General features: G+C 74.5%; 20 protein-coding genes. 9 read left to right on the plus strand and 11 right to left on the minus strand.

Features of this window, described 5'->3' with window-relative positions:
- Positions 1-927 carry a DMT family transporter gene (locus tag EV378_RS01155; RefSeq protein WP_132420902.1) on the minus strand — a complete coding sequence of 309 codons (927 nt, stop codon included), beginning with the start codon at positions 925-927 and terminating at the stop codon, positions 1-3.
- A gap of 81 nt (positions 928-1,008) precedes the next feature.
- Between EV378_RS01155 and EV378_RS01160 the strand changes: the two genes are divergently transcribed.
- Positions 1,009-1,917, plus strand: a complete 909-nt coding sequence (locus tag EV378_RS01160) for a LysR substrate-binding domain-containing protein (RefSeq protein ID WP_132420903.1) — start codon at positions 1,009-1,011, stop codon at positions 1,915-1,917.
- On the opposite strand, the gene EV378_RS01165 is transcribed toward EV378_RS01160, so the two are convergent.
- Positions 1,898-2,794, minus strand: a complete 897-nt coding sequence (locus EV378_RS01165) for a DMT family transporter (RefSeq protein WP_132420904.1) — start codon at positions 2,792-2,794, stop codon at positions 1,898-1,900. The two genes, EV378_RS01160 and EV378_RS01165, sit on opposite strands and share 20 nt — an antisense overlap.
- Positions 2,791-4,017 (minus strand): glycosyltransferase, encoded by a 1,227-nt coding sequence (locus EV378_RS01170; protein WP_132420905.1) that lies wholly within the window; start codon positions 4,015-4,017, stop codon positions 2,791-2,793. Before EV378_RS01170 ends, EV378_RS01165 begins: the two co-directional genes overlap by 4 nt.
- Before the next feature lie 194 nt (positions 4,018-4,211).
- On the opposite strand from EV378_RS01170, the gene EV378_RS01175 reads away from it, so the two are divergent.
- Positions 4,212-5,030, plus strand: coding sequence for a hypothetical protein (locus EV378_RS01175; protein ID WP_132420906.1), 819 nt, complete (start codon positions 4,212-4,214; stop codon positions 5,028-5,030).
- 461 nt (positions 5,031-5,491) lie between these two features.
- Here EV378_RS01175 and EV378_RS01180 read toward each other — a convergent pair whose 3' ends face one another.
- Together EV378_RS01180 and EV378_RS01185 are read right to left on the minus strand one after the other, a co-directional pair.
- Positions 5,492-6,133, minus strand: a complete 642-nt coding sequence (locus tag EV378_RS01180; RefSeq protein ID WP_132420907.1) for a response regulator — start codon at positions 6,131-6,133, stop codon at positions 5,492-5,494.
- Positions 6,130-7,488: a sensor histidine kinase gene (locus EV378_RS01185; RefSeq protein ID WP_132420908.1), complete on the minus strand. Its 1,359-nt coding sequence runs from the start codon at positions 7,486-7,488 to the stop codon at positions 6,130-6,132. The genes EV378_RS01180 and EV378_RS01185 overlap by 4 nt, the downstream gene beginning before the upstream one ends.
- Before the next feature lie 103 nt (positions 7,489-7,591).
- On the opposite strand from EV378_RS01185, the gene EV378_RS01190 reads away from it, so the two are divergent.
- The 3 genes from EV378_RS01190 to EV378_RS01200 all read left to right on the plus strand — a co-directional run bounded on the left by EV378_RS01190 (position 7,592) and on the right by EV378_RS01200 (position 10,722).
- A complete protein-coding gene (locus EV378_RS01190) occupies positions 7,592-9,307 on the plus strand; it encodes an ABC transporter ATP-binding protein (protein WP_132420909.1) in 1,716 nt (571 codons plus the stop codon).
- Between the two features lie 150 nt (positions 9,308-9,457).
- Complete coding sequence (locus tag EV378_RS01195; protein WP_132420910.1) at positions 9,458-10,321, plus strand: serine/threonine-protein kinase; 864 nt, start codon at positions 9,458-9,460, stop codon at positions 10,319-10,321.
- Complete coding sequence (locus EV378_RS01200; RefSeq protein WP_132420911.1) at positions 10,318-10,722, plus strand: hypothetical protein; 405 nt, start codon at positions 10,318-10,320, stop codon at positions 10,720-10,722. The genes EV378_RS01195 and EV378_RS01200 overlap by 4 nt, the downstream gene beginning before the upstream one ends.
- Here the strand turns inward: EV378_RS01200 and EV378_RS01205 are convergent.
- From EV378_RS01205 to solA, 5 genes are all read right to left on the minus strand, one after another.
- Entirely contained in the window at positions 10,697-11,035 is a 339-nt protein-coding gene (locus EV378_RS01205) for a VOC family protein (protein WP_132420912.1), read from the minus strand. The genes EV378_RS01200 and EV378_RS01205 overlap by 26 nt on opposite strands.
- 77 nt (positions 11,036-11,112) lie before the next feature.
- A complete protein-coding gene (locus EV378_RS01210; RefSeq protein ID WP_132420913.1) occupies positions 11,113-12,051 on the minus strand; it encodes a PDR/VanB family oxidoreductase in 939 nt (312 codons plus the stop codon).
- Complete coding sequence (locus EV378_RS01215) at positions 12,042-13,529, minus strand: aldehyde dehydrogenase family protein (protein ID WP_132420914.1); 1,488 nt, start codon at positions 13,527-13,529, stop codon at positions 12,042-12,044. The genes EV378_RS01210 and EV378_RS01215 overlap by 10 nt, the downstream gene beginning before the upstream one ends.
- Entirely contained in the window at positions 13,526-14,815 is a 1,290-nt protein-coding gene (locus EV378_RS01220; protein WP_132420915.1) for an aromatic ring-hydroxylating oxygenase subunit alpha, read from the minus strand. The genes EV378_RS01215 and EV378_RS01220 overlap by 4 nt, the downstream gene beginning before the upstream one ends.
- A gap of 20 nt (positions 14,816-14,835) precedes the next feature.
- Positions 14,836-16,017 carry an N-methyl-L-tryptophan oxidase gene (gene solA, locus EV378_RS01225; protein ID WP_243653207.1) on the minus strand — a complete coding sequence of 394 codons (1,182 nt, stop codon included), beginning with the start codon at positions 16,015-16,017 and terminating at the stop codon, positions 14,836-14,838.
- A gap of 121 nt (positions 16,018-16,138) precedes the next feature.
- On the opposite strand from solA, the gene EV378_RS01230 reads away from it, so the two are divergent.
- A complete protein-coding gene (locus tag EV378_RS01230) occupies positions 16,139-17,065 on the plus strand; it encodes a LysR family transcriptional regulator (RefSeq protein WP_132420917.1) in 927 nt (308 codons plus the stop codon).
- Between the two features lie 173 nt (positions 17,066-17,238).
- Positions 17,239-18,363, plus strand: coding sequence for a DNA glycosylase AlkZ-like family protein (locus EV378_RS01235; protein WP_132420918.1), 1,125 nt, complete (start codon positions 17,239-17,241; stop codon positions 18,361-18,363).
- 18 nt (positions 18,364-18,381) lie between these two features.
- Here the strand turns inward: EV378_RS01235 and EV378_RS01240 are convergent, their stop codons facing one another.
- Positions 18,382-19,152 (minus strand): IclR family transcriptional regulator, encoded by a 771-nt coding sequence (locus EV378_RS01240; protein WP_279389587.1) that lies wholly within the window; start codon positions 19,150-19,152, stop codon positions 18,382-18,384.
- Between the two features lie 86 nt (positions 19,153-19,238).
- Here EV378_RS01240 and EV378_RS01245 point away from each other — a divergent pair, with 86 nt between their 5' ends.
- Together EV378_RS01245 and EV378_RS01250 are read left to right on the plus strand one after the other, a co-directional pair.
- Entirely contained in the window at positions 19,239-20,864 is a 1,626-nt protein-coding gene (locus tag EV378_RS01245; protein ID WP_132420919.1) for a urocanate hydratase, read from the plus strand.
- The gene (locus tag EV378_RS01250) at positions 20,861-22,045 is read left to right on the plus strand and encodes an allantoate amidohydrolase (RefSeq protein WP_132420920.1); all 1,185 of its coding nucleotides are present in this window, start codon (positions 20,861-20,863) and stop codon (positions 22,043-22,045) included. The genes EV378_RS01245 and EV378_RS01250 overlap by 4 nt, the downstream gene beginning before the upstream one ends.
- Positions 22,046-22,075 lie beyond the last annotated feature (30 nt).

The raw sequence follows: 22,075 nt of genomic DNA on the forward strand, positions 1-22,075 counted from the left end.
CTACACCGGGCGGACGCCGCGACGCCGCGTCGGCAGCGTCGCGACCGCGACACCGGCCACGCACAGCGCGCCACCGGCCAGCGCCAGAGGCACCGGCACCTCGGCGAGCAGCAGCCAGGACAGCAGAACGACGATCGCCGGGACGGCGTACGTCGTGGCCGCCAGCCGGCCCGCGCTGGTGCGCGACAGCGCGTAGCCCCAGCACAGGAACGCCACGGCGGTCGGGAACAGGCCGAGGTAGAGCACGGTCAGCGTGGCCGACGACGGGGCCGTCGCGACGGCCGTCACGAGCGACGGCGCCCACGGCAGCGTCGCGGCCGTCCCGGCCACGCAGCCCATCCACGTCATGGTCAGCGCGTCCACCCGGCTCAGCAGCCGCTTCTGCCCGGTCGCGCTGGACGCGTAGAGCACGGCGGCGAGCAGGCCGAGCAGCACGCCCGTCGCATCCGCCCGGCCGGTGGACGTGGCCACCGTGATCACCACGACACCGGCCAGCGCCACCGCGACGCCGATCAGCAGCCGTCGCGGGAACCCCTCTCCCAGCAGCAGGCCGGCCAGCACGGCGACGAGCACCGGTGCGACGTTGACGAGCAGCGCCGTCGTCCCGGCGTCGAGGTGCGTCTCGGCCGCGTTCAGCGAGATGTTGTAGGCGCCGAACCAGGCCGCGCCCCAGACCAGAACCCCGACCAGCACCCGGCCGCGCGGGATCGACGGCGCCCGTCGCTGCCGGAACGCCCGCAGCCCGACCACGATCGTCAGCGCGACCGACGCGGCGACCTGACGACCGAGCGCGAGTGTGCCCGCGTCGTAGAAGTGCCCGGCGGCGCGGACGCCCACGAACGCCGACGCCCACAGCAGCACGGTCACGCCCGCGGCGATCGCGGGTCCGCGGACGGCAGCGGCGGTGGGGGTGGCGGTGATCGTCATGGGTCCAGCGTGACGCGCGCGACGATTCAGTACCAGCGACTTCTCCTGCCGCTGGATTCAGTTCCGCTGTACGGTCGCGGCATGCTCGACGCCCACCGGTTGCGCGTGTTCCGCTCCGTCGTGGCCAGCGGCTCGGTCGCCGCGGCGGCGGACAACCTCGGCTACACGCCGTCGGCGGTGAGCCAGCACGTGACGGCCCTGGCCCGGGAGACCGGGCTGACGCTGTTCGAGCGCTCCGGGCGCGGCCTGCGCCCGACGGCCGCCGGGTTCGTGCTCGCCGAGCAGGCCGACGCCGTGCTGGCGCGGCTCGGTGAGGCGGAGGCGGTCGTCGCGGACCTGCGCGCCGGGCGGACGGGAGCGATGTCGCTGGCCTACTTCCCGTCCGTCGGCGCGGCCTGGCTCCCGCACGTCGTGCGCAGGCTGACCGGCGAGTTCCCCGGTGTGCGGCTCGACCTCGCGCTGCGCGAGTTCCTGCCGGACGACCCGGCGCAGCGCGTGGACGTGCAGGTCGCCGTGGAGCGGCCCGGCTTCGACCCCGGGTCGGGATTCGCCGCCCACCACCTGCTCGACGACCCGTACGTCGCCGTCCTGCAGGACGACCATCCGCTCGCCGTGCGGGACGAGGTCGAGCTCGCCGAGCTGGCCGGGGAACGCTGGGTGGACAACGACGCGTACGACGGCTGGTGCCGCCGCAACCTGATCGAGGCCTGCTCGGCGGCCGGGTTCAGCCCGCCGTTCCACGTCGAGGCGCACGACTACCCGACGGCGCTGTCGTTCGTCGCGGCCGGGATCGGCCTGACGGTCCTCCCGGAGCTCGGCGCGATCCAGCTCCCGGCCGGGCTGCGCGCCGTGCCGATCGTCCGCCCGACGCCGGTGCGCACGATCCTCGCCGTCGTCCGCGACGCCGTCGCGGTGTCGCCGCCCGTTCTGGCCGCGCTGGACGCGCTGCGCGCCGTCGCACGCCCGGTCGTCAGCGCCGCGCCGGGGTAGCGACCCGGGTCGTGGTGCGCTGAGCGGACCGCCCGGCGGCCTCCACGAGGCCCATCCCGAGGACAAGCAGGACCGTGCACCCCACGGCGACGCCCAGCACGTCCGGTGTGGACGCGACCCGCTCACCGAACCAGACCAGGCCCGCGACGAGACCGACGAGCGGGTCCAGCACGAGGATCGGTGTCACGACGGCGACGGCGCCGCAACCCTGCTGCAGCGCGTTCTGGCTGAGCAGCACCGACCAGGCCCCGAGTGCGACCGTGGCGTAGAGCGCCGGGTGCGCGAACGGGGCGGTGAGCCCGCCTGCGAGCTGCAGCCCGACCTGCTTGAGCAGCACCGCGACGACGCCGTACCCGACCCCCGTGCAGGCGGCGACCGCCCACGCCCGACGAGGGGACCGTCGCGCCCAGACCACCGTGGCCACCATGACGGCCGCGCACGCGCCGGCGAGCGTGAGCACCTCGGGTCCGGACGGTCCGGTCCCGCCCCCACCGGTCGGAGCGAGCGCGGTGAGCATCCCGACCAGCCCCAGCAACGTGAGCGCGACACCCGCGAGTACCCACCGCGTTGGCCTGCGACCGAGCAGCAGGCGCTCGCACGCCGTCGTCGCCACCACACTGCCGATCAGCAGGCCCTGGACCAGCAACAACGGCCCGGTGGCCAGCGCCAGTACCTGGAGGCAGAGCCCGGCGACCGCCGCCGCGGTCCCGATCCACCACCAGCGCGCCCGCGCCAGCGTCCGCAGCAGGCGGGGGTCACCCGCCGCGAACGACGGGGCGGCGAGCGCGGCCCGGCGCTGTGCCACGCCGGACGCGCCGATCATCGTCGCCGCCAGCACGGCGGAGACCGGTGCGACGACGGACGCGTCGACCGTCACAGCCCGACGACCGACCGCTCGTCCGGGTCCGGCGGTCCGAGCACGGCCCGGACGGCGTCGACCGGGTCGGCCCCCGCGGGCCACAGCGACAGCGCACCCGGTCCCGCGCCGACCACCCGCGTCCGGTGCGCCCGGTCGATCGCGGCGGCGAGGGCGGCCGGGTCGCGGGGCCACGGCGCGAGGCCGGACTCCTGCAGCACCGTGGCGTTCGCCCGCCCGTGGCCGGGGATCGGCAGGTAGGTCACGGCGGGCAGCCCCGCGACGAGCGCCTCGGTCAGCGACAGGCCGCCCGCGTTGTGCACCAGCACGTCCGCAGCGGTCATCAGGTCCGGCACGTCGTCCCGCCAGCCCAGTGCCGTGACGCGCGGGTCCCCGCCGAGCCGCCGCCGCAGCACGTCATTGCGTCCACAGAGGACGAGGACGCACGCGGTCGGGTGGTGCAGGATCGCGTCGATCGTCCGCGGGACGTCCCCCATCCCGAGCGACCCGGCGCTCAGCAGCGCGACCGGGACGTCCGGTGGGAGCGCCAGGTCGGCCCGCACGCCGGGCCGGGCGCCCGCGCGGTCGACCTGCTCCCGGAACCCGGGCGCGCACAGCGGGCCGGAAGCGACGGCGTGCACCCCGTAGCGGCCGGCGTCGCGCGCGGTCGCCCGGGTGACCGTCAGGTGCAGGTCGACGTCCGGGTGGCACCAGAGGGCGTGCGCCGCAGGGTCGGTGAGGTACGTGACGGCGGTGGCGCCGAGCCGGCCGGACCGGCGCAGCTCCCCCAGCGTGCGACCGCCGAGCGGGTAGGTCGACACGACGACGTCGGCCCCGGCGGACCAGCGCAGGATCGCCGGCTCGGCGGACGTGCAGATCCCCTCGGTCACCCGCCGCACGGTGCCCGGGTGCTCCAGAGCGCGGAACACGCCGTCGAACACGGCGGGTGCGTGCTGCACGGTCGGCGCGTAGAGGTCGCGGAGCACGCGCCGGGCGGCGGCCGGGACGGCGTCCAGGTAGTCGTACGTCGCGACGTCGACACCGTGCAGGCTCAGCCGCCTGCTCAGCTCCCGCGCGGCGCCCTCGTGGCCCTGGCCGACCGTCGCGCCGATCACGACGACCCTCCCGGACCCGGTCGGCGGGCCGGCCTGCGCTCCCCCGTCGCGGGTGCCCCGCGCCACCCGCAGGTAGCGCCGCCGCAGGCGGCGGGCGTTCGGACTCCGGTCGGCCCGTCGTTCGGCCATGCTGGGGCCCACTCCCGTCTCCGCCGGACGTCGTCCGGCGACTGGCACGATCACGTGCGCCGAGACTGTCGACGCCAGGTGACGCCCGGACGTACGGCGGGTGGGAATCGGGTGAGAACCATGCGGACACCCGGCGGGGGTACTAGTACCCGCGGACGATGTCGCGGAGGCCGCTCCGACCTACCGTTCCCGGCGTGGACCACCACGACACCGGCGACGACCCGCGCGGACGTCCGGTCGTGCTGCACACGGCCCCGCTACCGGTCGCGACCGGTCCTGGACGCAGGCGGTCGTCCGTCGCCCGTGCCGCGGCCGCCGCGGCGGTGATGGCGACGCTCGCGGCCGGCACGACGGTCCTCGTCACCCAGGTCCTGACGCCCGCGGTGCCGGACGGTGAGCGCGCCCCACTGTGGTTCCAGCCGCCGTCGGTGTCCACCGCCGACGCCGGCCCCTCTCCGGCTCCGGTGCCGGGGCCCGGACGCCCGGTCGCGTTCGACGAGGGGACGCCTCCGGCGACGGCCGGCTCGAGCGCGCGACCGGCCGGCTCCGCACGCCGCGCGGAGCCGGACCACGACCACCGCGGCCCGGCGGCCCCGTACACGAAGCACGCCGTCGGCGACGACCGCTCCGGCCACGGCTCGGGCAGGTCGGGCTCCGGTTCGAGCTCCGGCAGCTCCGGTTCCGGGGGCCCTGGCCCAGGCGGTTCCGGCGGTTCCGGGACGAGTGGCGGCGGCTCGGGGACCGGTGGGTCCGCATCGGGCGGATCTGGCGGCCCGGGACCGGGCGGCGCGGGACCGGGCAGCTCCGGACCGGGGGGTGGGCGGCCGGAAAGCGCGCAGGTGAGCAACTCGGGACCGGGCGGCTCGGGCGGCGGGCGGCGGGCGGAGAGCGCACGGGTGAGCAACTCGGGACCAGGCAGCTCCGGCTCGGGCAGCTCCGGCTCGGGCAGCTCCGGTGGCTCGGGCTCAGGAAGCTCCGGCTCGGGCGGCTCCGGCCACTCCGGCAAGGACTGACCGGAGCCCCTGCGGTCGGCGCGCCCTCGCCCGTCCCCACATGATCAGCGGAACCGGTCCGAACGCGCCACCACTGGCGCGCCGGCGCCACTCCCGCCGATCATGACCGGCCGGGCGGCGCGTAGTCGGCCGGGGCCATCGCTCCAGGCGCTGCACCGCCCACCGGGCCACCGGGTCCGGTCGGCCACCCGAGCACGGGCCGACCGGGGCCACCCGGCAGTCGGCGCGCCCGTCCCGTCCCGTCCCGTCCCGTCCCGTCCCGTCCCGTCCCGTCCCGTCCCGTCCCGTCCCGTCCCGTACGGCATGATCAGCGGAACTGGTCGCAACACGCCACCAGTGGCGCGCTGACTCCACTCCCGCCGATCATCGCCGAGGCGGTCGGCCATGATCAGCGGAACCGGCCAGAACGCGCCACCAGTGGCGCGCCGGCGCCACTCCCGCCGATCATGACCGGCCGGGCGTCACTGCTCCAGGTGCCGTTGCGCCCACAGGGCGGCTTGGGTCCGGTCGGTCACGCCGAGGCGTTGGAAGACATGCGTCAGATGCGCCTTCACGGTCCGTTCGGCGATGTCCAGGCGACGGCCGATCTGCTTGTTGGACAGTCCTTTCCCCAGCAGCTCCAGCACGTCGCGCTCGCGGCCGGTGAGCCCGTCGTCGGACACGAGGGGGCGGGCCTGGGCTCCGCGGTCGATCAGCACCCGGGCCGCCTTCGCGTCCAGCGGCACGCCGCCGTCGACGACCTGGCGCACGCCGTCCAGGATCGCCTCCGGCTCGGCGTGTTTGAGCAGGTAGCCGTCGGCCCCCGCGTCCAGCGCGGCGAGCACACGCGCCTGCTCGGAGAACGACGTCAGCACGAGCACCCGCGCACCGGACGGACCGGTCTTGATCGCCTTCGTGGCGTCGACGCCGTCGGTGCCCGGCATGGACAGGTCCATCAGCACGACGTCCGGCTCCAGGTCCGCGGCGACGCGGACGGCCTCCGTGCCGTCGCGGGCGTCGCCGACCACCTCGATGTCGTCGGCCGTACCGAGCAGCTGGGCGAGCCCGTGGCGCACGACGGCGTGGTCGTCGGCGATCACGACACGGATCGTCGGGCGGCTCATGCGGCGGGCACCCGGACCTCCACGCGGGTGCCGGCCCCGGCTGCGGCCCGCACGGTCAGGCTGCCGCCCGCGTCGGCGAGCAGGTCGCCGAGGCTGCGCAGGCCGAGGTGCCCGTCGTCCTCGCGCTCGGCGTGCGTGCCGGCGTCGAAACCGCGCCCGTCGTCGTCGACCGTCAAGTGCCAGGACCCGCCGTCGCGGCGCAGCTCGATCTCCACGCGCTCCGCGCCGCTGTGGCTCACGACGTTGCGCAGCGCCTCCTGCGCGGCGCGGTAGAGCAGCGCGGCCTCGTCGTCGCGGGCCGAGCCGGCGTCGTCGAGGTCGAGGTCGATCGCGACGCCCCGGCGCTCCAGGCCGCCCGCCAGTTCCCGCAACGCGGGCTCCAGACCCTCGTCGGCCAGGTTCGGCGGGTAGATGTCGACGAGCAGCGTGCGCAGCGTCCCGACGCTGGCCCGCAGCCGCGCCGCCGAGTCCGTGACGACGGCGCCCGCCCGGTCGTCGGCACCGGGCTGCAGCCGGTAGGCGTCCAGCGAGTACGTGATCCCGGACAGCTCCTGGACGACGCCGTCGTGCAGGTCACCCGCGATCCTGCGGCGCTCGGCCGTGGACGCGTCGACGGCGTGGCGCAGCAGCCGCTCGCGCTGCGCCTCCCGCTGCTGCAGCCGCCTGGCCAGCACGTACGCAAGCGGCACCTGCACGAGCTGGAGCAGAAGCAGCGCCCCGATCGAGATCGGCGCGTACGTCCGCCAGGCCGCCCACCCGGCGTCGACGACCGAGTCGTAGCGGAAGTAGGACTCGAACAGCATCGGCCGCCCGTCCGTGTCGGTGATCCCGACGTGCACCTCCAGCAGCCGTCCGAACTGGACCTCGCGGGCGTTCTCCGGACGGGTCAGGTCGCTGACGTCGGCGTCCCGCCCGCCGGTCCGCAGCGTCCGCAGCTCCTCGTCCTCGAGCTCGTAGCGCTGCCCGATCAGTGCCGGCTCGTCGGAGTAGACGATCCGCCCGCTCGCGTCCCAGATCTTCGTGCGCACCAGCGAGCCGGACAGCACGAAGCGGTGGACGGCGGAGTTCAGCCGCGCCAGCGCGGCGGGGTCACCGCGCTCGACGTCGGCGGACAGCAGCGGTTCGACGACGCCCTTGCCGGTGAACCACGTGATGTCGCCGGCCTGGTCGGTCGCCGTGGCCGTGGCGTTCGCCCTGGCGAGCAACGCGATCCCGACGGCGAGGGCGAGCGTGACCAGCAGCCCGATGGCCGTGAAGCGGGCCACGAGACGCACCGGCGGCGCGGCCGGCCGCTCCCGTGACGGGGCGAGCGGCAGGGTGGTCGGACCCCGCTCCAGCACGTCGCGCCCGGTCATAGGCGGATCCTAGGTCGGACCTCGTCACCCGGACAGCTGTCCGGCGGTACTAGCCCGAAGGTCCGCTGTCGGTTGCGACCCCCTTCCGCCCACCGTTGTCGCCATGACCGGAGCAGCGTGGAACGGCGGCGTCGCAGCCGTCGTCCGTGGACACCGGCGACCGCTGGTGCTCGCGGCCGGTGCCGCGACGCTCACCCCGCTGCTGGAGCTGACCTACCCGTGGCCGCTCGCGCTCGCCGTCGACCACGTGCTCGACGGGCGGCCGTTCACCGGCGCACTCGCCACACTGGACGGCGTCGGTCCGATCGCCGTGCTCGGGGTGTGCGCGGCGGCCGTGCTCGTGCTGGCCGGCGTCGGCGCGCTCGCCGACCGGGCGGCCGTCGCCCGCTCGGAGCGCGCGGCCGAGCGCATCGGCTCCGATCTTCGACGGGCGGTGTTCGACCGTGCGGTCGCGCTGCCGGTCCGCTTCCACGACCGGCACCACAGCGGCGAGCTCGTCTCCCGCCTGACCACCGACGTCGGACGCGTCCAGGACGCGGTCACCGCGGCCACGCTCGTCGTGCTCGCCGACGGGCTGCTGGTCGGCGGCACGCTCGTCGTGCTGTCACTCGTCGCCCCCGACCTGGCGCTCGTCGCGCTGCTCGTGGTGCCGCCGCTCGCGGTCGTGGCCGTCGTGCACCGACGACGGGTGCGCGCCGCGGAGAGCCGTGCCCGCGCGGCGGCCGGTGGGCTGGCGGCGCTGGCCACCGACCTGATCGGCGCCGTCCGGATCGTGCAGGTGTTCAACCGCCGCGGCGCCGTGCAGGCCCGCTTCCGCGCGACCGACTCCGCCGTGCTCGACGCCCGCCTGGACGCCGTCCGGGTGCAGGCCGGCTGGGCGCCGCGGGCCGATCTCGTGCTGGCCGCCGGGACCGCGCTGACGCTGGTCGTCGGCGTCCTCGACGCCCGCGCCGGCGTGATCAGCACCGGCACCCTGCTGCTCGCGCTCGCCTACGTCCGCGACCTGTACGGCCCGATCCGGTCACTGGCCAAGCTCGCCGGGACGTTCGCGAAGGCCGGTGCCAGTGCCGCGCGGATCGGCGCGGTGCTCGACTCCACCGAGGTCGTCGCCGACGACCCGTCCGCACCCGCCGCTCCCCCGGTCACCACCGGCGTCGGGTTCCACGGCGTGCGGTTCGGGCACGACCCGGCCCGGCCGGTGCTCGACGACGTCGACCTCCGTCTCCCGGCCCGTTCCCTGACCGCGGTCACCGGACCCAGCGGGTGCGGCAAGACGACGCTGCTCCAGCTGGTGCTGCGCCTGCACGACCCGGACGAGGGTGCCGTGACCGTCGACGGCGTCGACGTCCGCGCCTGCTCGCTGGAGTCGCTGCGCTCCCGCATCGGCTACGTGCCCCAGGACCCGTCGCTGGTCACCGGCTCGATCGCGGACAACGTCGCGTTCGGCGGGCGCGACCTGTCCCGCGCGGCCGTCGTCGCCGCGGCCCGCGACGCCGGCGTGCTGGAGTTCGCCAACCAGCTGCAGTCCGGTGTGGACGCCGGGGTCGGCGAGGGTGGGCGGCGGCTGTCCGGTGGGCAGCAGCGCCGGGTCGCGATCGCCAGGGCCGTCGCCGGTGCGCCGCCGGTGCTGCTCGTCGACGAGCCGACGGCAGGGCTGGACCGGGCCGCCGCGGACACCGTGCTCGACGCGCTCGTCCGCGCCGGCCGCGGGCGCACCACCGTCGTCGTCACCCACGACCCGGCCGTGCTGGCCGTCGCCGACCGGGTCATCGAGCTCACCGCCCCGACGACCGTACGGAAGGAGGTGACCACGCGATGATGATCAAGTCTGCCGTCCTGGCCGCGACGTCCGTCCGTTCCCACGGCCGCCGCCGCACGCGGACCCGCAGCCGCACGCGTAGCCGCGGCTGATCCCGGTGACCGGGGACCGGGGGCATCCGGTCCCCGGTCCCCTCCGTTCGGAGACACCATGACCCTGCTCGACGCCCGCCCCGTCCACCGCACCCGCGTGGGCGCGCCGCTGGTGCCCGGCCTGCTCGCCTGGCGCCGGTTCGGCATCGGGTACCGGTGCGAGACGTGGCTGGCCTGGTCGGTCGCGCACGGCTCACCGGTCGTCGTGAAGCTGCCGCGGCCGGACCAGACCGAGCACCCGCGCGCCCGTCGTGCCCTGGACCGCGAGGCCGCCGTCCTGCGCGCGTACCCGCACCCCGACCTGCCCCGCCTGCTCGCCGACGAGCGCGACGCGGCCGTGCCGCACCTCGTCGTCGAACACGTGGACGGACCTGCGCTCGACGAGTTGCTCGACGAGACCGGCCCTGCGGACGACCACACGGTCCTGACGCTCGCCGCCCGACTGCTCGCGCCGCTGCGCTGGCTGCACCGCCACGGCGTCGTGCACCTCGACGTGAAGCCGGCGAACGTACTGGTCCGCGACGCGCACCCGATGCTGATCGACCTCGGCTCGGCACGACCGGCGGGACGGCCCCAGCCGCCGGGGCGCCCGATCGGCTCCCCCGGCTACGCCGCACCCGAGCTGGAGGCGGGCGACCCGGTCACACCGGGAATGGATCTCTACTCGCTCGGAGTCACCGTTGCCGAGGCGCACCGCGGCGAGCTCGTGTTCGACCCGGACACGCCGGCCGGGCTCCGTCCGGACCCCGCGTTCCCGGACGGCCCCGTCGGCGATCTGCTGCGGACCCTGCTGGCCCGCGACCCGGCCGACCGGCCGGTGGACTGCGACGCCGCCCTCGACCTCGTCCGCAGCGCGGCGGACGCCACGGGATGCCCACCCGTGACCCCCTCGTTCGTCCACCGCACCGGAGGAGCCCGATGACGACGACCACGACCCCCACCGGCCTGTCCGCGCCGGTCCGCGCGCTGCAGGCCACGACGACGCTCGTGCTGCTCGTGCTGGCCTGGCAGTTCGTCACGGCCGGGCAGATGATCCCGCGGGGCGGGCCGGAGGAGCTGCACGCCGCGGGCGCGATCGTGCTGCACGTGGCGTCCGGCCTGGCCGTGGTCGCCGCGTTCCTGCTGAACCGCACGGCCCGCGGGCCGTGGTGGCCGACGGTCCTGACGGCCGTCGTGTTCGTGCTGACGTTCGTGCAGGCCTACACCGGCAGCCACGGCGTCCTGGCCGTGCACGTGCCCTGCGCGATCGTGCTGACCGTCGGCTCGGTGTGGGTCGCCGCGTGGTCGTGGCTGGGGTCTACCGCTTCGGCTCGACGACGGTGACGGCGTTCCCGTCCGGATCGCGGGTCGTCGCGAACCGGACGAACTCCGATACCTCGGTGATCTCGTCGAACTCGGCGGCGGTGCTCGCCATGGCGCCCTCGAGATTCTCGACGGACAGCGTCAGCTGCCCCTGACCGGCCGTGACGTGCGCGTTCTGCGCGACCTGCAGCGTGACGTCGGTGCCGAGCGTCCACTCGTGGCAGCTCGGCATCGGCACCGAGTCCGCCGGGCGGCCGAGCAGGTCGGCGTACCAGGCGACGGCGCGGTCGATGTCCGAGACGGCGAGCCCGGCGAGTACGTGGGTCGGCTGCATGAGGTGGTCCTTCCGGTCGTGTCGGTCGTTCCACCAGTGCCGACCCACACCGCAGGCTCAACTCATCGGTGCGACCGTCAGAGATCCAGTCGCAGTCTCGGGCACCCCTTCTCCGCGCGCGACACGCAGATCATCATCGTGGCCTGCTCCTCGCGCTCGTCGTCGGTGAGCAGCGAGTCGCGGTGCTCCGCCCGGCCGTCCACGATCGTCGTCTCGCACGTCCCGCACGTGCCCTCGCGGCAGGACCAGTCCGGCAGCAGACCGTTCTCCTCGGCGACGGTCAGCACGCTGACGCCCACCGGCACGACGGCGGTGACCCCGGACGTCGCGAACTCGACCTCGAACGCCGCGTCCGGCCCGTCGGTCTCGATCGTCTTCGGCGTGAACCGCTCGACCCGCAGCGCCCCGGACGGCCACGCCGACATCCGGTCCGCGACGGCGTCGAGCAGCGGCTCCGGACCGCACGCGTAGACGAGCGTCCCCGGCTGCGGCGTGCCGAGCAGAGCGTCCAGATCGAGCAGCCCGGTCTCGTCCTGCGGTGCGACGGTCACACGGTCTCCGTGCGCGGTGAGCTCCCCGGTGAACGCCATCGACGACCGGCTGCGCCCGCCGTAGAGCAGCGTCCACTCCGCACCGGCCCGCTCCGCCGCGTCGATCATCGGCAGGATCGGGGTGATCCCGATACCACCGGCCACGAACACGTAGCGCGCTGCCTCGTCGAGCGCGAAGTTGTTGCGCGGCAGTCCGACCTCGACGACGTCGCCGCCGTGCAGCTTGTCGTGGACGTACTCCGACCCGCCACGGCCAGCCTGCTCGCGCAGCACCCCGATCCGCCAGCGGCGCTCGTCGCCGGGCTCGGAGCACAGCGAGTACTGGCGGACGATCCCGCCCGCCATCGTCACGTCCACGTGCGCGCCGGGCGTCCATGCCGGGAGCACGCTCCCGTCGGCGGGCACCAGGGAGAGAGACACGACGCCGTCGGCCTCGTCGCGGCGCTCCTCGACGATCATGTCCATGGTTGGCTCCCCCCGATGCGGGCGACGACGGTCTTGCTCGTGGTGTAGCTGTCCAGCGCGACGAGGCCGCGTTCCCGGCCGGTGCCGCTGAGCTTCGTCCCGCCGAACGGGACGGCGGTGGTGCCGCCGAAGTACTCGTTGATCATCACGTAACCGGCGTCGACGCGACCGGCCAGGCGCAGCGCCCGGTCGACGTCACGGGTGTGGATACCGGCGCCCAGCCCGTAGTCGGTGTCGTTCGCGAGCGCGACGGCCTCGTCCTCGCCGTCGAACGGCAGCACGGTGAGCACCGGGCCGAAGATCTCCTCACGGGCGATCCGCATGTCCGGCAGCACGTCCGTGAAGACGGTCGGCGCGAGGAAGTACCCGCGCTCCGGCAGGTCCCGTGCCGGGGTCGCGACCGTCGCGCCCTCGGACCGTCCGATCTCGACGTACCGGGCGACCCGGCGGTGGTGCTCGGCGGACACGAGCGGGCCGAGGTCCGGATCGTCGATCCCGGCGCCCAGCGTCAGCGCGCCGGCGCGCGCGACGATCCGCTCCACGAGCTCGTCGTGCACCGCGCGGTCGACGAGGAGCCGGGAGCCGGCATCGCAGTACTGCCCGGTGTTCGCCGTGAAGCCCACGACGATCTGGCGTGCGACGTCGTCGAGGTCGGCATCGGCGAACACCATCTGCGGGGACTTGCCACCGAGCTCGGTCACCACCGGCGTGACGTGCTCGGCGGCGGCACGCAGCACGGCGCGGCCGGTGGCGACCGAGCCGGTGAACGTGAGCGAACCGATCCCGGGGTGCGCGGCGAGCGCGGCGCCCGCCTCCGCCCCGAGTCCGGTCACGACGGTCACCGACCCGGTCGGCCAGCCCGACCCCTCGACGAGCTCCGCGAACCGCAGCGCGGTCAGCGGTGTCTGCTCGGCCGGCTTCACCACGGCCGTGTTCCCGGTGGCCAGGGCCGGGGCGACGCTGCGGCACAGCATCGACAGCGGCGCGTTCCACGGCACGATGTGCGCCGTGACGCCGACCGGCTCGCGCACGGTGTAGGCGAGCGCCCCGGGACCGACCGGGATCGTCTCGCCCTGCACCTTGTCCGCCGCGCCGGCGTAGTAGTCGAGGTAGCCGACGCATCCGGCGATCTCGCTGCGGGACAGCGAGAGCGGCTTGCCCGTGTCACGGGTCTCCAGCCGGGCGAACTCCTCGCGGTCCGCGTCCAGGGCGGCGGCGAGAGAGCGCAGCGCCCGGCCGCGGTCGGCCGGCGTCGTGGACCGCGTGCTCTCGAAGGCACGCCGGGCCGCCCCGACCGCCCGGTCGACGTCGGCCGCACCGCCGCGCGCGACGTGCGCGATCGTCTCCCCCGTTGACGGGTCCTCGACGGCCAGAACACCCGGTCCGCCGGTGCCGCACCCCGCGTCGGCGTGTCGCACCGGCTGCGACGGGTGCGGCACGCCGGGACGAGGTGCGGACGGCGGCAGCGTGGCCGTCATGCCGGGTCCGGGAACATACGCGTCATGTCGCCCTCGACGGCGTCGCCCGCCGGCACGCGGTCCACGCCGACCATCTTGTCGATCACCATGTTCTGGAACCGGTGCAGCGGTTCCTCGAACCGGAAGCACATCCGCCCGCCCCGGTAGGCCGGGTTGGACAGTCCTTCCTGGACCCGCTCGACGATCTCCAGGTCCTGGCGGTTGACCAGGTCCCAGAACTTCTCCAGCTGGTCGAGCCCCTCCGCATCGGCGGGCGACTCCGGGTGCGTGAGCAGCACCGCCGTCTCCACCGTCCGGTCCGGTGCGACCGGCTTGTTCAGCAGCACGAACGCGTGGTTGGGCAGCACGACGATCGCGCAGCTCGGGAACAGCCAGACGAACCGGCCGCTGTCCGCGTCGGTGCCGCTCAGCGAGCTCAGCGGCGCGAGACCGTCCCAGCCGCCCGCGTCGCCGTTGCTCGACACCGGCGTCGTGCACATGCCCGTGTACATCCCGGGGCCCTGCCAGCGGTAGTGGTCGGAGAACTTGGACACCTGGTTGAGCTCCGGGTGCACCCAGGGCAGGTGGTAGTACTCCATGAAGTTCTCGCCGACGAGCTTGTAGTTCGCGGAGACCTCGTAGGTGTTGCGGCGTTGCGGCATCCAGCTCTCGAGCCGGTAGTCGGCGAAGCGCTCCGGCAGGTCGCCGAGCTGGGTGGACAGCGGGCCGGCCCCCGGGTCGAGGTTGACGAACAGCAGGAAGCCCCACTCGTCGACGGAGACCTGGAGCAGCCCGTAGTCGGCCCGGTCGAAGTTGCGCGCGACGGACGTGTCGAACACGGCCTCCTCGCCCGCCGGCACGTCGGAGCCCTCGAACAGCGGCGTGCCCAGGCACGTTCCGTCCGTGTCGTAGGTCCAGTTGTGGTACGGGCAGCGGATGCGCCCGCGGTGCCCGACCTCGCGCGCGTCGGCGTCGAGCAGCTTCGTGGCGCGGTGGCGGCAGACGTTGTGGAATCCGCGCAGCTCGCCGTGCCGGTTACGGGTGACGATCACCGAGCGGCCGGCGACGTCGACGACGACGCACCGACCGGGCTTGTCGACGTCCGCGGTGAACCCGACGGCGACCCAGCCGCTGGTGAACACGCGCTCCTGCTCGAGCGCGAAGAACTCCGGCGAGGTGTACGCGTCCGGGATCAGGGTCGACGCGAGCTCGACCGGCAGCCGGGTCTGCCGGTAGATCTCCTCGTCGGTGAAGAGAGCCGGATCGATCGGCCGAGCGGGCAGGACGGAGTTCGGGTCGGTCGTCATCTCGGTGTCTCCCTTCGGTGTCAGACGTGGAACGAGCGGGGGAACGACGGGTCGGTCAGCGCCGGGCGCGTGACCCGGAACGCGTCGATCGGGTGCGACGGCGTGCGGTCCAGCGTCAGGTCGGCGAGCAGCTGCCCGATGAGCGCGGCGAACTTGAACGCGTGCCCCGCGCCGTTGGCGACGATCACCTGCGGGTGTTCCGGCAGGGCGTCGAGCACGAAGTTCTGGTCCGGCGGGACGGTGTAGAGGCAGGTCTTCGTGTACAGCTCCGGCCCGCCGAAGCGCGGGAGGTTCGCGTCGACGAAGGCGTCGTACCGCCTGCGCCGCACCGGGTCCGGGTCGAAGGTGCGGTCGTCGGCCGTGGTCTCGTGGCCGCCCATGTGCTGGCCGAGCTTCGTGGCGACCTCGCCGTAGACCGGGAAGCCGTAGAAGTTGTGCTCGCCGTGCCACATGAACACCGGGAACCGGGCAGGCGAGAACTCCGCCAGGTGCGGGGTCGCGTAGTAGGTGACCTGCTCCTGCAGGACGGTCAGCGGCAGCGACGCACCCGTCCCGGCGAGCACCCGGTTCGTCCAGGCGTCGCTGGCCACGACGACGCGGTCGGCGTAGAGGACCTCGTCGTCGGTCACGACGGCGACGCCGTCTCCGTCCGGTCGGACGTCGCGGACCGGCGTCCGCGCGCGGACCTCGGCGCCGTGCGCGCGGGCCAGTGCGATGTGGACGGCGTTGGACCGCGCGGCGTCGACGATGCCGGAGTCGGCCTGGTAGAGCGCCAGCAGGTCGCCGGACGCCCGGAACTGCGGCCATCGGGCCGTGAGCCCGTCGGCGTCGAGCAGCTCGTAGCCGACGCCGAAGCGGTCGAACATCGCGGTGTAGCCCTCGATGTTGCGGGCCCCGGTGTCGATGCCGCGCCGGGCGACGCGGTCCTCGATCACGAGCCCGCCGGTCTTGGTGACGATCTGCTGGCCGGACTCGGCCTCGACCTCGTCCCACGCCTTGTAGGCGGGCGCGGCGAGGGCGGCGTACTGCTCCTGGTGCTGGGCGAGCCGGATGATCCGGGAGTGGTCCTGGGACGCACCCCGCTGGTGGCCGAGCTCGAACTGCTCGATCCCGAGAACTCCCGGGCCGATCTCGGCGGCGAGCCGGTACAGAGCCGCCGACCCCAGTCCCCCGAGGCCGACGACGATGGCGCGGTAACTCACGTTCTCTCCTGCGCTGCCGGGGGTCTCCCGGCTCGGTGGTGGCGTACTGCCCGAAGTGTCGGCGGCGCCCACTGTTCGCGTCCATCGAAGGATTTCGTCGATGATCTTGTACTGTTCGTACATGATTGACCGGCGTCTCCAGGTGCTCCAGGCGATCGCCCGGCACGGCACCGTCACGGCGGCGGCGGAGGTGTGCCGGCTGACCCCGTCGGCGGTGTCGCACCAGATCCAGGCGCTGTCACGCGAACTCGGTGTCGGGCTGCTCGAGCCGGTCGGGCGGGGGGTGCGGCTCACGCCCGCCGCGCGCACGCTGCTCGATCACGGTCAGGCGCTGACCGCCCGGTGGGAGCAGGCGCGGGCCGACCTGGCCGCGCACCGGGCGGGCAGCGTCGGCGGGACGTTGCGGTTCTGCGGGTTCTCGACGGCCGCCGCTGCCGTCGTGCCGCAGGCGATGGAGCGGGTGCGGCTGCAGTACCCGTCGTTGCGGCTGCACCTGCGCGAGACGGAGCCCGCGCGCTCGTTCGACCTGCTGGCCGCGAACGAGGCGGACATCGCCGTGGTGGTCGTGACGACGAGCATCCCGCCGGTCTCGGACGAGGCGTTCTCCCAGCGGGCGCTCTACGACGAGCCGCTGGACCTGCTCGTCGGGCCGGAGCACCCACTGGTCGGGCACGACGAGGTGGGGCTCGCGGACGTTGCGGGCGACCCCTGGATCGGCAGCAACCCCGGACGGGCCTACCACCAGCTGGTCCTGCTGGCGTGCAACGCCGCGGGCTTCTCCCCCGACGTCGCGCACTACGCCGACGAGTGGGACACCGGCGCCGCGCTCGTCGCACGCGGGTTCGGTGTGGCGCTCGTCCCCCGGCTCGCGGACCTGCCCGCGCGCCACGACACCCGGCGGATCCCGATCAGCGTGGCGCCGGTCCCGATCCGGCGGGTGATCGCGGCCGTGCGGGCCGGGTCCGCCGAGCAGCCGACGATCGCGGCGGGGCTGGAGGCGCTCCGGCAGTCGACCGAGGCGCTCTTCCTGACCCTCGACGGGTCCTAGTGCCGTGTCGCGCAACGTTGGTGCCGGAATCGGCGGATCCAGGCGTTCGCAGGCAAGGCGCCGCCCGCAGCTCATACCGGGCGTCTTCGCAAAGGCGGCAACGCCGCCTGCGCGCGCCTGGGCCTCCGAGATCGGTGCCGGACGTTTCGCGATGCGGCACTAGGATCACGGCCGTGTCCGTTCCGGAGCTGACGTGGGACCAGGTGCTGTCCTGGCGGATGGAGCGGCACCTGCTCGACCGTCCCGCCGGCCTCGACCCGGCCGCCGTCGCCTGCCGTCTGGCCGGGATCCAGGCGCAGGTCGCCTCCAGTGCCGCACAGGCGGTCGCCGTCCGGCGCGCGGAGCGCACGGACGGGGTCGACGACGCGCTGGGCTCCCGCACGCTGATCCGGACGTGGGCGATGCGCGGCACGCTGCACCTGCTGCGACCTGCCGACGCGGCCGCGTTCCTGCCGCTGATCGCCTCGGCCCGCAGCTGGCTGACCCCGCCGTGGCAGCGGGAGTTCGCGACGGCCGGGCAGATGGACGCGATCGCCGAGGCCGTGTCGGCCGTGCTGCCCGGCGCCGAGCTGACCCGCGAGGAGCTCGCCTCGGCAGTCGTCGAGCACAGCGGGGACGCGTCGCTCGGCGAGAAGCTCACGTCCGGATGGGGTGCGCTGCTGAAGCCGATGGCCTGGCAGGGGCTGCTGTGCAACGGCACGTCCCGTGGCGGCCGGGTCACGTTCACGACGCCGTCGACGTGGACGGCCGACTGGATCGCACCGTCCGAACCGGACGTCGCCGTCCGGACCGCGCTGCCCGCCTACCTCGCGGCACACGGCCCGGCCGCACCCGAGACGTTCGGGCAGTGGCTGCTGCGCGGCGCGTTGCGCAGGTCCGTCACCAGGGGCTGGTTCACCTCGCTCGTCGACGACGGGTCGATCGCCCCGGTCCGGGTGGACGGCGAGACGCTGCACGCCCGCACCGAGGACCTCGACGCGCTGGCCGCGGCCGAGCCGTCGAGCCGCGTGCGACTCCTGCCGGCCTTCGACCAGTACGTCCTCGGCCCGGGCACGGGTGACACGCGGATCCTCGCGCCGGAGCGCCGCAAGCTGGTCAGCCGTGCGGGCGGCTGGATCGCCCCGGTCGTCGTCGTGGGCGGGCGGGTCGCCGGGACGTGGAAGGTCGACGGTGGGTCCCTGGACGTCGAGCTGTTCTCCGAGTCCGACCTCGTCGACCGGGACGCTCTCGACGCCGAGGCCGACGTGCTGGGCGACGTGCTGGGAGTGCGCCTGACCCCGTCGATCACCAGGGTCTGACGCCGGCCACCGGACCCCTCAGCGGACCGGGCTGCCGCCCAGGCGTCTGCTGATCTCGGACGACGTGCGCCGCACCCGTCCGGCCAGTTCCGGCCAGCTCTGTCCGCACGGCGGGTCGCACAGGTGGCGGAACGTGACGCTCACCGACGCGACGGCGGTCCCGTCCGGGCCGTGCACGGCGTGCGCGACGGACGCGAACCCGGGGCTGACCTCCCCGTCCTCGCAGGCCCAGCCGCGGCGGCGCTCCGCGGCCAGCACGGTGTGCAACGCGCTCAGCGACGCCGGGCCCCGGCCCGTCCGGCGTTCCAGCGGCGCACCGGTCGACAGCAGTGCGCGCAGCTGGTCGCGCGGGGTGCCGGCGAGCACGGCCCGCCCGGACGCCGTGAGGTGCGCCGGGAGCCGCACCCCGACGGCCGTGACCAGCCCCTCCGGTCGGCCGGGGCGTTCGCGCAGCAGGTAGAGCAGCTCGCGGCCGTGCAGGACGCCCAGGTGCGCGTCGTGACCGACGCGCTCGACCAGCCGTCGCAGCAACGGTCCGGCCAGCTTCTCCAACGGGTCGTGGCGCAGGTACGCCGACCCGATCTCGAACGCGCTCATCCCGAGCCCGTAGCGCTGCTGGTCCGGGAGGTGCACGACGAACCCGGCGGTCTCCAGCTCGGTGAGCAGGTGGTAGACGGTCGAACGCGGCAGGTCCAGCGCCGTCGCGATCGTCGTCGCGGGCATCGGACCGGGATGCGCGGCGAGCAGGCGCAGCACGGCGAGCCCGCGACGCAACGCCGGGACCGGCACGGGACACCCCCGAAGAGTCTGGAATCCGAGACACCAGCAGTCTGCACCCCCTCGTACCGGAGCCGGAAACGCGCTCAACTGGGCACATGCGACAGATGGCGGCACGCAGCTGGGCGACCGAGGCGGCACTGCGGATGCTGGACAACAACCTCGACCCCGCGGTGGCCGAGCGGCCCGAGGATCTCGTCGTCTACGGCGGCACCGGCAGGGCCGCACGCGACCACGCGAGCCTGGCCGCGATCCGCCGCTGCCTCGTCGACCTCGAGTCCGACGAGACGCTGCTCGTGCAGTCCGGTCGCCCGGTCGGCGTGTTCACCACGCACGAGTGGGCGCCGCGGGTGCTGCTGGCGAACTCGAACCTGGTCCCCGACTGGGCGACCTGGCCGGAGTTCCGGCGCCTGGAGGCGCTCGGTCTGACCATGTACGGCCAGATGACGGCCGGCTCGTGGATCTACATCGGCAGCCAGGGCATCCTGCAGGGCACGTACGAGACGTTCGCCGCCGTCGCCCGCACGAGGTTCGACGGGTCGCTGGCCGGCACGCTGACGCTGACCGCGGGTCTCGGCGGGATGGGCGGGGCGCAGCCACTGGCGGTGACCATGAACGGCGGCACCGCGCTCGTCGTCGAGTGCGACCCGTCCCGTGCGCACCGCCGTGTCGAGTCCGGCTACCTGGACGAGGTCGCGTCCGATCTGGACTCCGCCCTGGAGCGGGTGAGCGCGGCGCGGGCGAACCGGGAGGCGGTGTCCGTCGCGGTGATCGGCAACGCGGCCGAGCTGCTGCCGGAGATCCACCGCCGCGGCGCCCCTGTCGACGTCGTCACCGACCAGACGTCCGCGCACGACCCGCTGTCCTACCTGCCCGTCGGCGTCGAGCTGGAGGACTGGGCGGACTACGCGCGGACCAAGCCGGAGGAGTTCACCGACCGGGCGCGCGAGTCGATGGCGCAGCACGTCGACGCCATGATCGCCTTCAAGGACGACGGCGCCGAGGTGTTCGACTACGGCAACTCGATCCGCGGTGAGGCCGTCCTCGCCGGCTGCGCGCGGGCGTTCGAGATCCCCGGGTTCGTCCCGGCCTACATCCGGCCGCTGTTCTGCGAGGGCAAGGGCCCGTTCCGCTGGGCGGCGCTGTCCGGCGACCCGGCCGACATCGCGGCCACCGACCGCGCCGTGCTGGAGCTGTTCGGCGACGACGAGCCACTGGCCCGCTGGATGCGCCTGGCCGGTGACCGGGTCAAGCACCAGGGACTGCCGGCGCGGATCTGCTGGCTCGGCTACGGCGAGCGGGCGAAGGCCGGCGAGCGGTTCAACGACATGGTCGCGTCCGGCGAGCTGTCCGCGCCGGTCGTGATCGGGCGCGACCACCTGGACTCGGGCAGCGTCGCGTCGCCCTACCGGGAGACCGAGGGCATGGCCGACGGTTCGGACGCGATCGCCGACTGGCCGTTGCTGAACGCGATGCTGAACACGGCGTCCGGCGCGACATGGGTGTCGATCCACCACGGCGGCGGCGTCGGGATGGGCCGCTCGATCCACGCCGGCCAGGTGTGCGTCGCGGACGGGACCGACCTGGGCCGCCAGAAGCTCACCCGCGTGCTGACGAACGATCCGGGCAGCGGCGTCATGCGCCACGTCGACGCCGGGTATCCGCGCGCGGTCGAGGTGGCCGACGAGCGTGGCGTGCGGATCCCGATGCGGGAACGGGCGTGACGGCCACGGAGCTTCTCTCCGAGATCGCCGACGTCGGCCGGGACCCGGTGCGCGGCGGGTGGTCCCGGCACGTCGCGACGCCCGCCGAGTCGGACCTGACGGAGTGGTTCGTCGAGCGGGCCGGTCGCCGCGGGCTCGACGTCGAGCGCGACGGCAACGGCAACACGTGGGCCTGGTGGGGCGCACCGGGACCGGACGCGGTCGTCACCGGCAGCCACCTGGACTCCGTTCCCGGCGGCGGCCAGTTCGACGGTCCGCTCGGTGTCGCGAGCGCGCTGTCCGCCGTGGACACACTGTCGGACAGGGGGTTCCGGCCGTCGCGCCCGTTCGCCGTCGTCGTGTTCGCCGAGGAGGAGGGCGGGCGCTTCGGCCTGCCGTGCCTCGGATCACGGCTGCTGACCGGCTCGTTCGACGCCGACCGGGCCCGCGCGCTGCGGGACGCGGACGGGGTCACGCTGGCCGAGGCACTGACCACGCGCGGCGACGACCCGGCCCGGCTCGGGGCCGACCCGGACCGGCTCGCGCGGATCGGGACCTTCGTCGAGCTGCACGTCGAACAGGGTCGTGCGCTGGAGGTACCGGTCGGTGTCGGTTCGACGATCGTCGCGCACGGGCGGTGGCGGCTGCGGTTCACCGGCCAGGGCAACCATGCCGGGACGACGGCGACCGCGGACCGTCGCGACCCGATGATCCCGGCCGCCGAGACCGTACTGGCCGTGCGGCGGGCGGCCCGGGAGACGGACGCCCGCGCGACCGTCGGGCGTCTCGTACCACGGCCGGGCGGCACGAACGTGATCGCGTCCACGGTGGACCTGTGGCTGGACGTCCGGACGTTCACCGGGAGCCCGGAGCCGGTCGTCGACACGGTGCTGGCTGCCGCCCGGTGCGCCGCCCGGGCCGAGGGCTGCGCGGTCGAGTCCACGACGGAGTCGCTGGGCGGGGCCGTCACGCTGGACGAGGCGCTGGCGGCGCGGATGGCCGCTGCGATCCCCGGCGCCCCGTCGTTGCCTACCGCCGCCGGGCACGACGCGGGCATCCTCGCCGCGCACGTCCCGTCGGGGATGCTGCACGTGCGCAACCCGACCGGCGTCAGCCACGCCCCCGGCGAACACGCCGAGGACGACGACGTCGAGGAAGGAGTCCGCGCACTGGCCGACGTACTGGAGGAACTCGCCCGATGAGCGAGCGTCAGCGAGCGAATCATCGACCCA

Source organism: Pseudonocardia endophytica, assembly GCF_004339565.1.
GTDB lineage: Bacteria > Actinomycetota > Actinomycetes > Mycobacteriales > Pseudonocardiaceae > Pseudonocardia > Pseudonocardia endophytica.

Coding starts and splice junctions, on each gene's coding strand:
- EV378_RS01245 (WP_132420919.1), top strand. CDS start 19,239: ATGCGACAGATGGCGGCACGCAGCTGGGCGACCGAGGCGGCACTGCGG.
- EV378_RS01180 (WP_132420907.1), bottom strand. CDS start 6,133: ATGAGCCGCCCGACGATCCGTGTCGTGATCGCCGACGACCACGCCGTC.
- EV378_RS01210 (WP_132420913.1), bottom strand. CDS start 12,051: ATGGACATGATCGTCGAGGAGCGCCGCGACGAGGCCGACGGCGTCGTG.
- EV378_RS01185 (WP_132420908.1), bottom strand. CDS start 7,488: ATGACCGGGCGCGACGTGCTGGAGCGGGGTCCGACCACCCTGCCGCTC.
- EV378_RS01160 (WP_132420903.1), top strand. CDS start 1,009: ATGCTCGACGCCCACCGGTTGCGCGTGTTCCGCTCCGTCGTGGCCAGC.
- EV378_RS01230 (WP_132420917.1), top strand. CDS start 16,139: ATGATTGACCGGCGTCTCCAGGTGCTCCAGGCGATCGCCCGGCACGGC.
- EV378_RS01170 (WP_132420905.1), bottom strand. CDS start 4,017: ATGGCCGAACGACGGGCCGACCGGAGTCCGAACGCCCGCCGCCTGCGG.
- EV378_RS01205 (WP_132420912.1), bottom strand. CDS start 11,035: ATGCAGCCGACCCACGTACTCGCCGGGCTCGCCGTCTCGGACATCGAC.
- EV378_RS01190 (WP_132420909.1), top strand. CDS start 7,592: ATGACCGGAGCAGCGTGGAACGGCGGCGTCGCAGCCGTCGTCCGTGGA.
- EV378_RS01155 (WP_132420902.1), bottom strand. CDS start 927: ATGACGATCACCGCCACCCCCACCGCCGCTGCCGTCCGCGGACCCGCG.
- EV378_RS01215 (WP_132420914.1), bottom strand. CDS start 13,529: ATGACGGCCACGCTGCCGCCGTCCGCACCTCGTCCCGGCGTGCCGCAC.
- EV378_RS01220 (WP_132420915.1), bottom strand. CDS start 14,815: ATGACGACCGACCCGAACTCCGTCCTGCCCGCTCGGCCGATCGATCCG.
- EV378_RS01195 (WP_132420910.1), top strand. CDS start 9,458: ATGACCCTGCTCGACGCCCGCCCCGTCCACCGCACCCGCGTGGGCGCG.
- EV378_RS01200 (WP_132420911.1), top strand. CDS start 10,318: ATGACGACGACCACGACCCCCACCGGCCTGTCCGCGCCGGTCCGCGCG.